Here is a 14,288-nt window from a genome sequence, read left to right as displayed (position 1 = left end):
GGAGAAAAAGATGAGTAAAAAAGCATGGATTATCGGTGGTGTAGCAGTTGTTGCAGTAATTGGGGCAACGATTATCGGGAGAAGTTTAGCTGGCGCTCCGGCCAAGGAGGGAGAAACGGCTTCATCTGCTGAAGTCATAACCTTGAAGGTTGCCCATACACAAAACTACATACCTTATGACTTTGTCAATGAAAAAGGGGAATCAGATGGTTATGAAGTAGCTGTTTTGAAGGCTGTTGATGAGAAGTTGGCAAACTATAAATTTGAATATACGGGTACCAGTGATGACGACCTCTTGATTGGTCTGGAATCAGGCAAGTATGACATCGGAACCAAGGGAGCTTGGTACACAGACGAACGAGCTAAAAAGTTTGTCATTCCATCGGAACCAGTCGGAGCGAGCATCATCGGATTTACTGTCAGAAAAGAAGATGAACAGAAATACAAAACCATTGATGACTTTGCTAAGAATAAAGGGAAATTGGTTCCTATCTCTCCACAGAATGCTCAATGGAATGTTATCACCAGCTACAATGAAAAACATCAGGATGCACCGATTGAGCTGACAGCAGCAGAATCCTTTAAGGTGGCAGATGCCTATGCCTGGGTCTTAGAAGGACGTTATGACGCCTTCTTTGATATCAAACTGTCCTTTGAAAAAGCAGTTACCGCAGAAGATGGCCCTTACCACCAATATGCGGATAAACTCAGCTGGTTCCCATACAAGGGTATTCCAACTTATCCCTTGATTCACCGTGATGAAAAGGGTGAGAAATTCGCTAAAGAATACGAAAAAGCAATCAAAGAGTTGAAAGAAGATGGCACGCTTGCTAAGCTATCTCAGCAATACTTTAAAGAAGATGTCTTTAGTTACGTAGACAAAGACTAGACCAGAAATTCCAAGACTAGAAAGGGTTTTGCATGGTTTCTTATGATTTTTCCAAGGTCTTTCAGTTTTTACCGACCTTATGGCAGGCACTTCCTATGACCTTGTCCATTCTCTTTTTTACCACTCTTCTTGGTTCCCTTTTTGGAGGTCTCTTGGCCTGGGCACAAGTAGGAGAAGACAAGAGTTTTGCAGCGATTTCCAAAGGCTATATCTTTACCCTTCGTTGTACACCGCCGATTGTCTTGCTTTTTCTAGTCTTTTATGGCTTGCCAGAATTTCTGAAATGGTGGCTTGGTTTGGATATCAACAACTGGTCTAAAACTATTTTTGTTCTCTTGACGATGATTCTCTTGTTTGCGGCTATCGTTGCCGAGGTTTTCAAGGCGGCCTATCAAGCTATTCCAAAGGGGCAGACAGAGGCAGGGCTTAGTATTGGTCTGACTCCAAGTCAAACTTTTTGGAGAATCATTTTTCCCCAAGCTTTTCAAGTTGCTCTTCCCAACATAACAACCGCTATTCTCAATCTCATGCGGGATGCTGCCTTGGCCTATACGATTGGTTTCGTTGATGTTATGGGGGCAGGCAATCTCTTGATCAGTCGCAATTTAGGGAACTACTCACTGGAAACCTATACGGCAGTTGCGCTTCTTTACTGGGGGATTGCTTTGGTTATTTCTAGCTTGAGTCGTTTGCTTGAGAAGTCTTTGGAAACAAAAGGGAGGTAAGAAATGGACATAGACTATATTGTAAAGACCTTTCTGGAGACCTTGAAAGGTGTGCCAATCACCTTGGTCATCATGATTGTGGCCATGGTCTTAAGTTTTTTACCTGCTCTATTTTTAGCCTTGGGGCAGATTTACAAGATTCGAGGGGTGAGGAGTTTTTCTCTGGTCTATCTGGCGTTTATCCGAGCGACTCCTCCGATTTTATTGATTCTCTTCTTTTATAGTTTGTTTCCAAGTCTGCTGAATCAATTTTTCAAAAGCATAGGAAGTGACTTTGATATTTTCAAACTTGATCCTCTCTACTATGCCTTTATCATTTATAGTTTGATGACAGTCGGGAGTTTGTCGGAGATTTTGCGTTCAGCTATTTTGACGGTGGACAAGGGACAACTAGAGGCGGCGCATGCGATTGGACTGACTACGACCCAGGCCTATCTAAGGATTGTTTTTCCTCAAGCCTTGCGCTCAGCCTTGCCTAACTTGGCCAATCTGGTGATCAATATCGTCAAAGGGACCTCCCTGGTCTTTGTTATGACTATCAAGGATATCACTGCTATTGCCCGTGTGGAAGCGTCCTACGGTTACCAGTATTTTGAGTCTTATTTTGTGATCTTTTTGCAGTATATTTTGATCTGTGGTTTGATTCAGTGGGGCTTCTTCCTACTGGAGAAAGGCTATGTGAAAAAAGAAAAGAGAGCAAAAGCATCTAGCGCACGTTTTGTATAGGAGGATAGGATGTTACAAGTAGAACATATCGCAAAAACATTTGGTGAGAGGCAGGTTCTGGAGGATGTCAATCTTCAGGTCAACCAAGGGGATGTCGTCGTTATTTTAGGACCATCAGGTTCGGGGAAAACGACCTTTCTCCGTTGCCTCAACCACTTAGAAAAAGCTGACAGTGGCACGTTGACCTTGGCAGGAAAGACCTATGACTTAGCTAAATTAAGCAAGAAAGACATTCTAGAAATTCGCCAAAAAACAGCCTTTGTTTTCCAACACTACAATCTATTTGCAAACAAAACTGCTCTGGAAAATATTCTAGAAGGCCTAATCGTGGCTCGTAAAGTTCCCAAGGAAGAAGCGCTTAAACGTGCAGAATCTGCCTTGGAAAAAGTTGGTTTACTTGCTTATAAGGACTACTACCCTTCACAACTATCTGGAGGACAACAACAACGAATAGGAATTGCGCGTGCCATTGCCGTCAAGCCCGAGGTCATTTTGCTAGATGAACCAACATCTGCACTAGACCCTGAGTTGGTTGGAGATGTTTTGGATGTTCTGAAACAGTTGGCGGGAGAAGGTGTGACCATGGTGGTCGTCACGCATGAGATGGGATTTGCTAGGGATGTCGCTAACCACGTTATTTTCATGGACGGAGGCCGTATCGTAGAGGAGAATAATCCACATGACTTCTTTAGTCGTCCGCAGGAAGAACGAACCAAGCAGTTTCTGGCTCGTATCTTATCAGATGCTAGCTATAGTGTAGAATATATGATTTGATGGATAAGTGCATTATGAAAGTAACTTATGAGGCAAAGTTCCAATCTATAAACTATGGAAAAAGGTGTCAGCTTGAAATGACTTTCAGAAAAAGCTAGGTTTTAGACTTAGATTGGCTATTTGAGATGATTTGAGGTACTTTTCGTACACTCAAGTGGGCAATCTTATTTTAGATTTTTCATTTCTCAAAAAACTTAAGAAAAATTTAAGCTAGGAGGTGTATACTAAGTTCATAAGTTAAGAGAAACTTAACTTAAACTCCTAAAACTTTTTCATAATAATCTCCCTATAAAACTAAGTCGCCCAATTAGGCGGCTTAATTTTTGTCTTTACGGAGAGCTAATAACTTAGCAATAGAAGAAAATAGGGAAATATGGTATAATGAAACGATAGATTTTTGAATAGGAATAAGAACATGTTTGGATTTTTTAAGAAAGATAAAGCTGTAGAAGTCGAGGTTCCAACACAGGTTCCTGCTCATATTGGCATCATCATGGATGGGAATGGTCGTTGGGCTAAAAAACGGATGCAACCACGGGTTTTTGGTCATAAGGCGGGAATGGAAGCCCTCCAAAAGGTAACCAAGGCAGCTAACAAGATGGGAGTTAAGGTCATCACGGTTTATGCCTTTTCAACGGAAAATTGGACACGCCCAGATCAAGAGGTCAAGTTTATCATGAATTTGCCAGTCGAATTTTATGATAACTACGTCCCTGAATTGCACGCAAATAACGTTAAGATTCAGATGATTGGGGAGACAGACCGTCTGCCTAAGCCGACTTTTGAAGCTTTGAAAAAAGCAGAGGAATTGACCAAGAACAATACAGGCTTGATTCTCAATTTTGCGCTTAACTATGGTGGTCGTGCTGAAATTACGCAGGCTTTTAAGAGCTTGGCTCAGGAAGTTCTAGATGCCAAAATCAATCCTGGTGATATTACAGAAGATATGATAGGGGATTATCTTTTCACACAGCGCCTGCCAAAGGATTTGCGAGATCCTGATTTGATTATCCGCACGAGTGGCGAGTTGCGTTTGAGTAATTTCTTGCCATGGCAAGCAGCCTATAGTGAGCTTTACTTTACGGATACCTTGTGGCCTGATTTTGATGAGACATCTTTGCAGGAGGCTATTACGGCCTATAATCGTCGCAATCGCCGTTTTGGAGGAGTTTAGGAGAAGATATGACCCAAGATTTACAAAAGAGAACATTGTTTGCTGGATTGGCCCTGGCTATTTTCCTTCCCATTTTGTTTGTGGGAGGACTCTTGTTGCAGGTAGGGATTGGTTTGTTAGCCATGCTGGCTGTCCATGAACTCTTGCAGATGAAGGGGCTAAAGACCATGACCATTGAGGGGGCTTTGACCCTCTTTGCGACCTTTGCCCTCACAATTCCTTTAGAAAACTATCTGACATTCCTGCCAGTTGACGGGAATGTGGTTGCCTACAGTGTTTTGATTACAATTATGCTAGGGACGACCGTTTTCAGTAAAAACTATACGATTGAAGATGCTGCCTTTCCAATTGCTGTGAGCTTTTATGTTGGTTTTGGTTTTAATGCCTTACTAGATGCTCGGGTGGCAGGTTTTGACAAGGTGCTTCTGGCCCTCTTTATCGTTTGGGCGACAGATAGTGCGGCTTACCTGATAGGGATGAATTTTGGCAAGCATAAGTTGGCACCAAGAGTTTCTCCTAATAAGAGTATTGAGGGCTTTATCGGTGGGATTCTAGGTGCGGTACTGGTAACAGCAATCTTCATGCTAGTAGACAGCACAGTTGCTCTCCCTTATGGGATTTATAGAATGAGCCTCTTTGCCGTCTTCTTCAGTGTGGCGGGTCAGTTTGGTGACTTGATTGAGAGTGCCATGAAACGCCATTTCGGTGTCAAGGATTCTGGCAAATTTATCCCTGGACATGGCGGTGTGTTGGATCGTTTTGACAGTATGCTAGTTGTCTTTCCTATCATGCACTTGTTTGGCCTGTTTTAAAGAAAGGAATATTGAATGATTGGATTGCTAACCTTTATCCTGGTTTTTGGGATTATCGTGGTGGTGCATGAGTTTGGACATTTTTATTTTGCCAAGAAATCAGGCATTCTAGTTCGTGAATTTGCTATTGGTATGGGCCCCAAGATTTTTGCCCATATCGGTAAGGATGGCACTGCTTATACCATTCGGATCCTTCCTTTAGGAGGATATGTTCGTATGGCTGGTTGGGGCGATGATGCGACGGAAATCAAGACAGGAACCCCAGTCAGTTTAACACTTGCTGATGATGGTAAGGTCAAACGGATTAACCTCTCAGGGAAGAAGTTGGATCAAACGGCTCTTCCTATGCAGGTAACCCAGTTTGACTTTGAAGACAAGCTCTTCATTAAAGGCTTGGTCTTGGAAGAAGAAAAGACCTTTGCTGTGGATCATGATGCAACGGTTGTTGAAGAAGATGGTACTGAAGTACGCATCGCTCCTCTGGATGTACAGTATCAAAATGCTTCTATCTGGGGCAAGCTCATCACCAACTTTGCAGGTCCCATGAATAACTTTATCTTAGGTGTTGTTGTTTTTTGGATCTTGATCTTTTTGCAGGGCGGTGTTAGAGATACTCAGACCAATCTCTTTCATGTCATGCCAGAGGGAGCTTTGGCAAAGGTAGGCGTAGCTGAGACCGCCCAAATTACCAAGGTCGGCTCACATGAGATTAAGAATTGGCAAGACTTGACCCAGTCTGTGGAAGCAGATACCAAGGACAAGACCGCCCCGACCTTGGATGTGACCATTTCTGAAAATGGTAGCGAAAAGCAAGTCACTGTGACGCCAGAAGAAAATCAAGGACGTTACATTCTCGGGGTTCAACCGGGGGTCAAGTCAGACTTTCTATCCATGTTTGTTGGTGGATTTACGACCGCTGCTGACTCAGGGCTCCGTATCCTTTCGGCTCTGAAAAACTTGATTTTCCATCCAGATTTGAACAAACTCGGTGGTCCCGTTGCCATTTTTAAGGCAAGTAGCGATGCTGCTAAAAATGGAATTGAGAATATCCTCTATTTCCTAGCTATGATTTCCATCAATATCGGAATTTTTAATTTGATTCCGATTCCGGCTTTGGATGGTGGAAAGATTGTGCTCAATATCCTAGAGGCTATCCGCCGGAAACCCCTTAAACAAGAAATTGAAACCTATGTCACCATGGCTGGTGTAGTTATCATGGTTGTCTTGATGCTAGCTGTGACCTGGAATGACATTATGCGACTCTTCTTTTAGATAATCGAGGAATATTATGAAACAAAGTAAAATGCTAATCCCTACGCTTCGCGAAATGCCAAGCGATGCTCAAGTTATCAGCCACGCCCTTATGTTGCGTGCTGGCTATGTTCGTCAAGTTTCTGCAGGTGTTTATTCTTACCTACCACTTGCTAACCGTGTGATTGAAAAGGCTAAGAATATCATGCGCCAAGAGTTTGATAAGATTGGTGCGGTAGAAATGCTAGCTCCGGCCCTTCTTAGTGCCGATCTTTGGCGTGAATCAGGTCGTTATGAAACCTATGGTGAAGACCTTTATAAATTGAAAAACCGTGAAAAATCGGACTTTATCCTAGGTCCGACACACGAAGAGACTTTTACAGCTATTGTTCGTGACTCTGTCAAGTCTTACAAGCAATTGCCACTCAACCTTTACCAAATCCAGCCCAAGTACCGTGATGAAAAACGTCCACGTAACGGACTTCTCCGCACGCGTGAATTTATCATGAAAGATGGATATAGTTTCCATGCTAATTATGATAGTTTGGATGTAACATATGACGAGTACAAGGCGGCCTACGAACGAATTTTCACTCGTAGTGGTTTGGATTTCAAGGCCATCATCGGTGACGGTGGCGCCATGGGTGGTAAGGATAGCCAAGAATTTATGGCGATTACACCAGCCCGTACAGACCTCGATCGCTGGGTTGTCTTAGACAAGTCAGTTGCCTCCTTTGACGAAATTCCTGCAGAAGTGCAAGAAGAAATCAAGGCAGAATTGCTTAAATGGATGGTTTCTGGTGAAGATACCATTGCCTACTCAAGTGAGTCTAGCTATGCAGCTAACTTAGAAATGGCAACAAACGAGTACAAACCAAGCAACCGTGTCGTTGCGGAAGAAGAAGTGACTCGAGTGGAAACTCCAAGTGTTAAATCCATCGATGAAGTCGCAGTCTTCCTAAATGTCCCAGAAGAACAAACAATCAAAACCCTCTTCTACATGGCAGATGGTGAGCTTGTTGCAGCCCTTCTAGTTGGAAATGACCAACTCAATGAAGTCAAGTTGAAAAACCACTTGGGTGCAGATTTCTTTGATGTTGCGAGCGAGGAAGAAGTAGCAAATGTTATCTCAGCTGGCTTTGGTTCGCTTGGCCCAGTTGGTTTGCCAGAAAATGTGAAAATCATTGCAGACCGTAAGGTACAAGATGTTCGCAATGCTGTTGTGGGGGCCAACGAAGATGGTTACCACTTGACGGGTGTGAACCCAGGTCGTGATTTCACTGCAGAATACGTAGATATCCGCGAAGTTCGTGAGGGTGAAATTTCCCCAGACGGACAAGGAGTGCTTAACTTTGCGCGTGGTATCGAAATTGGTCACATCTTTAAACTCGGAACTCGTTATTCAGCAAGTATGGGCGCAGATGTTTTGGATGAAAATGGCCGTGCTGTGCCAATCATCATGGGTTGTTACGGTATCGGTGTTAGCCGTCTTCTCTCAGCAGTTATGGAGCAACACGCTCGCCTTTTTGTCAATAAAACACCAAAAGGTGAATACCGTTATGCTTGGGGAATCAACTTCCCTAAAGAATTGGCACCATTTGATGTCCACTTGATCACTGTCAATGTCAAAGACGAAGAAGCGCAAGCCTTGACAGATAAACTGGAAGCTAACTTGATGGATGCTGGTTACGAAGTCTTGACAGACGACCGTAACGAACGTGTCGGAGTGAAGTTTAGCGATAGCGACTTGATTGGTCTGCCAATCCGTATCACTGTTGGGAAGAAAGCAGCCGATGGCATCGTAGAAGTTAAGATTAAGGCGACTGGTGACACCATCGAAGTTCATGCAGACAACTTGCTCGAAACCCTTGAAATCCTCAGCAAGAAATAAAAACTATAATCAGAAGAAAAACAAGGCAAAAATGTAACTAGTTTTTACCTTGTTTTTTCTATATAATGGGAAAAATGAATAAACGAAGAGGTAAAGCTATGCTAAAATTTCCAAAGGATTTTGTCTGGGGTTCCTCCACTTCTGGACCACAGACAGAAGGGCGAGTGCCAGGTGACGGCAAGGGAGATAATCTCTGGGATTATTGGTATCAAGTAGAGCCAAACCGCTACTACAATGGAATTGGACCTGATAAAACATCGACCTTCTATGAAAACTGGGAAAAGGATATTGAGCTTTTGGTAGAGACTGGGCATACAGCCTTCCGAACTTCTATTCAGTGGTCTCGTATTTTCCCGCAAGGTCGTGGAGAGGTCAATCCGCAAGGGGTGGCTTTCTACCGTCAGGTTTTTGAGGCTATTAAGGCCAAGGGGATTCGTCTCTTAGTCAATCTCTATCACTTCGACCTGCCATTTGCCCTCCAAGAAGACGGCGATGGTTGGGAAAATAAGGAAACTGTCAAGGCTTATGAAGACTATGCTCGTTTTTGTTTTGAGACTTACGGTGACTTGGTAGACCAATGGATTACCTTCAATGAACCCATTGTACCCGTAGAGTTTGGTTATTTCTATGATGCCCACTATCCTCACAAGGTAGATGCCAATGCGGCGGTTAAGGTTGCCTATCATACGCAACTGGCTAGTAGTCTTGCGGTGAAGGCCTGTCATGAGATTTTGCCGGGTTCGAAGATTGGGGTTGTTCTTAACTTGACACCAGCTTACCCACGTAGCCAGCATCCTGCAGATGTCAAGGCCGCTCGCATTGCCGATCTCTTTCAAGCTCAATCTTTCCTAGATCCGTCTGTCTTGGGGACTTATCCAGAGGAATTGGTGGAAATTTTGTCTGAGCATGATTTGCTACCAGAGTACACTGTTGAAGAGTTAGAGCTTATTCGTGACCATACAGTGGACTTTCTTGGAGTCAACTATTACCAACCTTTGCGTGTCATGGCGCCACGTTTTGCCAAGCATCCAGACAGTCCGCTCTTGCCAGAACATTTTTACGAGCCTTATGTTATGCCTGGTCGTAAGATCAATCCCCACCGCGGTTGGGAAATCTATGAGCAAGGGATTTATGATATTGCCCAAAATATCAAGGAAAATTATGGTAATATTGAGTGGATGTTGACAGAGAATGGCATGGGTGTTGAAGGTGAAGACAAGTTCCGTGAGAATGGCATGATTCAAGACGACTATCGTATCGACTTTGTCAAAGGGCATCTGCGTGAACTTCACCGTGCCATTGAAGACGGGGCCAACTGTAAGGGTTACTTGATTTGGACCTTTCTTGATTGTTGGTCATGGCTCAATAGCTATAAAAACCGCTATGGTCTAGTTGAGCTTGACTTGGAAACGCAGGAACGCCACCTGAAGAAATCAGGCCACTGGTTCAAAGAGCTCAGCGACAATAATGGATTTTAAGAATAAAAGTGAGATGAAAATCATCTCACTTTTTAATATGTGACTACGAGTCAGTATAGTTTTATCTATTACAAGTATGATAAAATCTTTCCATCTAAGTCGCGAGGGAGATGGTACTGGCTATATATTTTCTTTAATTATGGTAAAATAGTAAGAGAATAATGTGAGGAAATTGAATGTCAAGTAAGTTTGAAATTTTAATGAATCAACTGGGAATCTCTGATCAGCTGCGACAGGATCCTGCTCTTGTTGATGCAAGTATTGAGCGTGTTGTGGTTCATAAAATTAGTAAGATTTGGGAATTTCATTTTGTATTTTCTAAAATTTTACCTATCGAAATATTTCTAGAGTTAAAGAAAGGGCTTAGTGAAGAATTTTCTAAGACTGGGAATAAAGCTGTTTTCGAAATCAAGGTGCTCTCTCAGGAATTTTCAAATGAACTCTTGCAGGCCTACTATAGGGAGGCTTTTTCTGAAGGTCCATGTGCTAGCCAAGGATTTAAGTCTCTTTATCAGAATTTGCAAGTTCGTGCGGAAGGAAATCAACTCTTTATTGAAGGTTCAGAGGCGATTGATAAGGAACACTTTAAGAAAAATCATCTTCCTAATTTAGCAAAGCAACTTGAAAAGTTTGGTTTTCCAGCTTTTGTATGCCAAATAGAAAAGAATGATGCCCTTACACAAGAGCAGGAGAAAGCCTTCCATACGGAGAATGAACAAATTGTACAGGCTGCCAATGAAGAGGCTTTGCGGGCTATGGAACAACTAGAACAAATGGCTCCTCCTCCAGTAGAAGAGAAACCAGCCTTCGATTTTCAGGCTAAAAAAGCTGCGGCTAAGCCAAAACTAGATAAGGCAGAAGTTACCCAGATGATCGACGTGACAACTGAGGAAAATCGTCTAGTCTTTGAAGGGGTCGTTTTTGATGTGGAACATAAAGTGACCAGAACTGGTCGCGTTTTGATCAATTTTAAAATGACGGACTACACTTCAAGTTTTTCAATGCAAAAATGGGTTAAGAATGAAGAAGAGGCTCAGAAGTTTGACATCATTAAGAAGAATTCTTGGCTCCGAGTTCGTGGAAATGTAGAGATGAATAACTTCACACGCGATTTGACCATGAACGTGCAGGATGTGCAGGAAGTTGTTCACTATGAGCGGAAGGATTTGATGCCAGAAGGTGAGCGTCGGATTGAGTTTCATGCTCATACCAATATGTCAACCATGGATGCTTTACCAGAGGTTGAAGAAATCGTTGCGACAGCTGCTAAGTGGGGACACAAGGCGGTTGCCATCACGGACCATGGGAATGTCCAGTCCTTCCCACATGGCTACAAGGCAGCTAAGAAAGCTGGAATTCAACTTATCTATGGAATGGAAGCCAATATCGTGGAGGACCGTGTCCCTATCGTTTACAACGAAGTGGAGATGGACTTGTCAGAAGCGACCTATGTAGTTTTTGACGTGGAAACGACGGGACTTTCAGCCATCTATAATGACTTGATTCAGGTTGCGGCCTCTAAGATGTACAAGGGGAATGTTATTGCCGAATTTGATGAATTTATCAATCCTGGGCATCCCTTGTCAGCCTTTACTACTGAGTTAACAGGTATTACAGATGATCATGTCAAAAATGCCAAACCACTGGAACAAGTTTTACAAGAATTCCAAGAGTTTTGCAAGGATACAGTCTTAGTTGCTCACAATGCGACCTTTGACGTTGGCTTTATGAATGCTAACTATGAGCGTCATGGTCTGCCTAAGATTAGCCAGCCAGTCATCGATACGCTGGAGTTTGCTAGAAATCTCTATCCTGAGTATAAACGCCATGGTTTGGGGCCTTTGACCAAGCGTTTTGGTGTAGCACTTGAACACCACCACATGGCTAATTACGATGCGGAAGCTACAGGTCGTCTGCTTTTCATCTTTATCAAAGAGGTAGCAGAAAAACATGGTGTGACCGATCTGGCTAGGTTAAATATTGATCTAATCAGTCCAGACTCTTATAAAAAAGCTCGAATCAAGCATGCGACTATTTATGTCAAGAATCAAGTTGGTTTAAAAAATATTTTTAAGCTGGTTTCTTTGTCTAACACCAAGTATTTTGAAGGGGTGCCACGGATTCCGAGAACGGTTCTAGATGCCCATCGGGAGGGTTTGATTTTGGGGTCGGCTTGCTCGGAGGGTGAAGTTTTTGACGCAGTCGTTTCCCAAGGTGTGGACGCGGCGGTTGAAGTGGCCAAGTATTATGACTTTATCGAGGTCATGCCACCAGCTATCTATGCTCCCTTGATTGCCAAGGAGCAGGTCAAGGATATGGAGGAACTCCAGACTATTATCAAAAGTTTGATAGAGGTTGGAGACCGTCTTGGTAAGCCTGTTCTAGCTACGGGAAATGTCCATTATATCGAACCGGAAGAAGAGATTTACCGTGAAATTATCGTACGTAGTTTGGGGCAAGGGGCTATGATTAACCGAACCATCGGTCATGGTGAACATGCCCAACCAGCTCCTCTTCCGAAAGCTCATTTTCGAACGACTAATGAGATGTTGGATGAATTTGCCTTCTTAGGCGAGGAACTGGCTCGTAAACTGGTTATTGAAAATACCAATGCCTTGGCAGATATCTTTGAACCCGTTGAGGTTGTAAAAGGTGACTTGTACACACCTTTCATCGATAAGGCTGAAGAAACGGTTGCTGAGTTGACCTATAAGAAAGCTTTTGAAATTTATGGAAATCCGTTGCCAGATATCGTTGATTTGCGGATTGAAAAAGAATTGACTTCTATTCTGGGGAATGGATTTGCCGTGATTTATCTGGCATCGCAGATGCTGGTGCAACGTTCCAATGAACGAGGCTACTTGGTTGGTTCTCGTGGGTCTGTTGGGTCCAGTTTTGTTGCGACTATGATTGGGATTACGGAGGTTAATCCTCTCTCTCCTCATTATATTTGTGGTCAGTGTCAGTACAGCGAGTTTATCACGGATGGTTCTTACGGTTCAGGTTTTGATATGCCCAATAAGGACTGTCCAAACTGTGGTCATAAACTCAGCAAAAATGGGCAGGATATTCCGTTTGAGACCTTCCTTGGTTTTGATGGGGACAAGGTTCCCGATATTGACTTGAACTTCTCGGGAGAAGACCAGCCTAGCGCCCACTTGGATGTGCGTGATATCTTTGGTGAGGAATATGCCTTCCGTGCAGGAACGGTTGGTACGGTAGCTGCTAAGACTGCCTATGGCTTTGTCAAGGGCTATGAGAGAGATTATGGCAAGTTCTATCGTGATGCAGAGGTGGAGCGGCTAGCTCAAGGTGCTGCTGGTGTCAAGCGGACAACGGGACAACACCCAGGGGGAATCGTTGTTATCCCTAACTACATGGATGTTTACGACTTTACGCCAGTCCAGTATCCAGCGGATGACGTGACGGCTGAATGGCAGACCACCCACTTTAACTTCCACGATATCGATGAGAATGTCCTCAAACTCGATGTGCTGGGGCATGATGATCCGACCATGATTCGAAAATTGCAGGACTTGTCTGGTATTGATCCTAATGAAATTCCTATGGATGATGAAGGTGTGATGGCCCTCTTTTCAGGGACTGATGTGCTAGGGGTGACTCCTGAACAAATCGGAACACCGACGGGTATGCTGGGGATTCCAGAGTTTGGAACCAACTTCGTACGTGGGATGGTAGATGAGACGCATCCGACAACTTTTGCAGAGTTGCTTCAGCTGTCTGGGTTGTCTCACGGTACCGATGTGTGGTTAGGAAATGCACAAGATTTGATCAAGCAAGGAATTGCAGACCTATCAACCGTTATTGGTTGTCGGGATGACATCATGGTTTACCTCATGCATGCTGGTCTCGAACCTAAGATGGCCTTTACCATCATGGAACGGGTACGTAAGGGTTTGTGGTTGAAGATTTCCGAAGAGGAGCGAAATGGCTATATCGAAGCTATGAAGGCCAATAAGGTGCCCGAGTGGTATATCGAGTCTTGTGGGAAAATCAAGTATATGTTCCCCAAAGCCCATGCGGCAGCCTACGTTATGATGGCCTTGCGTGTGGCCTACTTCAAGGTTCACCATCCGATTTATTATTACTGTGCTTACTTCTCTATCCGCGCCAAGGCCTTTGATATCAAGACCATGGGTGCCGGCTTGGATGCTATTAAGCGCAGAATGGAAGAAATCGCTGAAAAACGGAAGAACAATGAAGCCTCTAATGTGGAAATTGACCTCTATACAACTCTTGAGATTGTCAATGAAATGTGGGAACGTGGCTTTAAGTTTGGCAAACTCGATCTTTATCGTAGTCAGGCGACAGAGTTCCTCATTGATGGGGATACCCTCATTCCACCATTTGTAGCAATGGATGGTCTGGGAGAGAACGTTGCTAAGCAGTTGGTGCGTGCGCGTGAAGAGGGTGAGTTCCTCTCTAAGACAGAACTACGCAAGCGCGGTGGACTCTCATCAACCTTGGTTGAAAAGATGGATGAAATGGGGATTCTCGGAAATATGCCAGAGGATAACCAGTTGAGTTTGTTTGATGAGTTGTTTTAA

10 protein-coding genes are annotated in these 14,288 nt (G+C 43.6%); all 10 read left to right on the top strand.

The annotated features are described in order from the left end of the window. The first annotated feature begins 10 nt into the window (after window positions 1-10). The 10 genes from I6G42_RS00830 (at window position 11) to I6G42_RS00785 (ending at window position 14,288) form a co-directional block, all read left to right on the top strand. On the top strand, window positions 11-889 hold the full coding sequence (locus I6G42_RS00830) for a transporter substrate-binding domain-containing protein (RefSeq protein WP_038804619.1): 879 nt from the start codon (window positions 11-13) through the stop codon (window positions 887-889). 32 nt (window positions 890-921) lie between these two features. Next, window positions 922-1,614, top strand: coding sequence for an amino acid ABC transporter permease (locus I6G42_RS00825; protein ID WP_000255460.1), 693 nt, complete (start codon window positions 922-924; stop codon window positions 1,612-1,614). Between the two features lie 3 nt (window positions 1,615-1,617). Continuing rightward, window positions 1,618-2,340, top strand: coding sequence for an amino acid ABC transporter permease (locus I6G42_RS00820; RefSeq protein ID WP_000350571.1), 723 nt, complete (start codon window positions 1,618-1,620; stop codon window positions 2,338-2,340). Between the two features lie 9 nt (window positions 2,341-2,349). After that, window positions 2,350-3,114, top strand: coding sequence for an amino acid ABC transporter ATP-binding protein (locus tag I6G42_RS00815; protein ID WP_000942258.1), 765 nt, complete (start codon window positions 2,350-2,352; stop codon window positions 3,112-3,114). Window positions 3,115-3,529: 415 nt separating this feature from the next. Next, complete coding sequence (locus I6G42_RS00810) at window positions 3,530-4,288, top strand: isoprenyl transferase (RefSeq protein ID WP_038804618.1); 759 nt, start codon at window positions 3,530-3,532, stop codon at window positions 4,286-4,288. Window positions 4,289-4,296: 8 nt separating this feature from the next. Then, window positions 4,297-5,100 carry a phosphatidate cytidylyltransferase gene (locus tag I6G42_RS00805; protein ID WP_038804617.1) on the top strand — a complete coding sequence of 268 codons (804 nt, stop codon included), beginning with the start codon at window positions 4,297-4,299 and terminating at the stop codon, window positions 5,098-5,100. A 15-nt stretch (window positions 5,101-5,115) separates the two neighbouring features. Next, a complete protein-coding gene (rseP, locus tag I6G42_RS00800) occupies window positions 5,116-6,372 on the top strand; it encodes an RIP metalloprotease RseP (protein WP_038804616.1) in 1,257 nt (418 codons plus the stop codon). A gap of 16 nt (window positions 6,373-6,388) precedes the next feature. Beyond that, complete coding sequence (locus I6G42_RS00795; protein WP_038804615.1) at window positions 6,389-8,242, top strand: proline--tRNA ligase; 1,854 nt, start codon at window positions 6,389-6,391, stop codon at window positions 8,240-8,242. 98 nt (window positions 8,243-8,340) lie between these two features. Beyond that, the gene (locus I6G42_RS00790) at window positions 8,341-9,720 is read left to right on the top strand and encodes a glycoside hydrolase family 1 protein (RefSeq protein ID WP_038804614.1); all 1,380 of its coding nucleotides are present in this window, start codon (window positions 8,341-8,343) and stop codon (window positions 9,718-9,720) included. Window positions 9,721-9,896: 176 nt separating this feature from the next. After that, complete coding sequence (locus I6G42_RS00785; protein WP_038804613.1) at window positions 9,897-14,288, top strand: PolC-type DNA polymerase III; 4,392 nt, start codon at window positions 9,897-9,899, stop codon at window positions 14,286-14,288.

Origin of the sequence: Streptococcus oralis (genome assembly GCF_016028255.1) — a bacterium.
Classification (GTDB): domain Bacteria; phylum Bacillota; class Bacilli; order Lactobacillales; family Streptococcaceae; genus Streptococcus; species Streptococcus oralis_AC.
Note: the sequence above shows the minus strand (reverse complement) of the source record. Positions and strands in the feature narration are given on the sequence as shown.